2 protein-coding genes are annotated in these 1,649 nt (G+C 66.4%); both read left to right on the plus strand.

The features are described 5' to 3' along the window. The first annotated feature begins 573 nt into the window (after positions 1-573). Positions 574-1,149 carry a NifU family protein gene (locus H926_RS0117290; RefSeq protein WP_022677436.1) on the plus strand — a complete coding sequence of 192 codons (576 nt, stop codon included), beginning with the start codon at positions 574-576 and terminating at the stop codon, positions 1,147-1,149. A gap of 17 nt (positions 1,150-1,166) precedes the next feature. After that, positions 1,167-1,649, plus strand: a 483-nt coding sequence (tsaB, locus tag H926_RS0117295) for a tRNA (adenosine(37)-N6)-threonylcarbamoyltransferase complex dimerization subunit type 1 TsaB (protein ID WP_043610157.1), incomplete at its 3' end; no start/stop codon positions are given.

The following is a 1,649-nucleotide window of genomic DNA, read 5'->3' on the forward strand; positions in this document are numbered from 1 at the left end:
AGCGGCACCGGCAGGATGGCGGTGGACAGGGCCGCTGCGGCTGCAGCCGGGCGAGCAGCCGGTGCAGCCGCCCGCTTGACCGGGGCAGCGGCAACCGGTGCAGCCAGGGCCGAGACGGCGAGCACGGCAGACGAAACAAGCATGGCGAAGCGCGCGGCGCGCGAAGAAGCAGTGATCATGGCCCGGTTCTAGGCGGCGTGGACGAATTCCACAACGTCACGGTTGGTCTATAAAAGGCCCTGGCGAGGCGCCCACCTAGACATAATTAGGACGCGGCAAGAGTGGACCTCTTGCAAGGCCGAGCAACGCTGCCGGGGCCTTTTATAGAGCAACCCCTGCGGGGCTGGACCAAAAACCGCCATTTCCGCGTCGGCTCGTCGCACAATATTCCCGATATTGCGCTTCCTCGCCTCCTTGAACTGGCGGTTTTTGCCTCCAGCCGTGGCGCTGTGGAATTTGTCCACGCCGCCTTGCAGCCAGGCAGGCCCATTCCAGCGAAATACATGGCCGATCACGGCCTGCCAGCCCTCTCGCCCCTTGACCCCTGCCCCCCCGGTCCTAAATGCAACAATCATGTTCATCGAAACCGAAACCACGCCGAATCCGGCCACGCTCAAGTTCCTGCCGGGCGAACGGGTCATGACCAGCGGCACGCGGTCGTTCACCTCGCCCGAAGAGGCAGAGGTCTCGCCGCTGGCGCAGGCGCTGTTTTCGCTGGGCGACGTGACCGAGGTTCTGTTCGGCCAGGAATTCGTCGCAGTGACGATTGCGCCGGGCGCGCAATGGGCCGATGCCAAGCCGCAGGTGCTGGCAATCCTGCTCGATCATTTCGTGTCGCAGGCGCCGCTGTTTGCCGCCGGCAGCGCGGCAGGGATCATGGTGCCCGACGAGGACGAGGATTTCGGCGATGATCCGGCCGACGCCGATATCGTCGACCAGATCAAGGACCTGATCGAAACCCGCGTGCGCCCCGCCGTGGCCAACGATGGCGGCGACATTATCTACAGGGGCTTTCGCGAAGGCGTGGTCTATCTCAAGATGCAGGGCGCCTGTTCGGGCTGTCCTTCGTCGACCGCCACGCTCAAGCACGGCATCGAAAGCCTGCTTAAGCACTATGTGCCCGAAGTGACCGAAGTGCGCGCGGCCTGATCGGAACGGGACTCGTCGTGCCCCAGGCTGCCCCTTTTTCCCGCCGCCGCCTGGTGATCGATAGCGCCACGGAAAGCTGTTCGGTCGCCCTCTACGAAGACGACGCGCTGATCGCGGGCGAATGCCTGATGCTCGGCCGTGGCCATGCCGAACGGCTGGTGCCGATGATTGCCGCGCTGCCCGACAAGGGGCGCGCCGCCACGATCCTGGTCGACAGCGGGCCAGGTAGCTTTACCGGCATTCGCGTGGGGCTGGCCGCGGCGCGTGCCCTGGCGCTTGCCTGGAATGCCCATGTGCTGGGCTATCAGAGCCTGGAACTGGTGGCAGCCATGGCGCGCGCGCAGCAGGGCGGGCCGGCGCCGCAACCGGTCGACGTGGTGATGACCGGCGGCCACGGGGAATGGTTCTTCCGCCCGTTCGATGCGGCCGGCCGGCCCACCGCGCCGCTTGCCTCGCTGTCACCCGACCTGGCGCTGGCGCGACTGACCGCGCCGCTGGTG

Source organism: Novosphingobium sp. B-7, assembly GCF_000410615.1.
GTDB lineage: Bacteria > Pseudomonadota > Alphaproteobacteria > Sphingomonadales > Sphingomonadaceae > Novosphingobium > Novosphingobium capsulatum.

Excerpts from the sequence above, each read along its gene's own strand:
- H926_RS0117290 (WP_022677436.1), top strand. The coding sequence starts at position 574 with ATGTTCATCGAAACCGAAACCACGCCGAATCCGGCCACGCTCAAGTTC.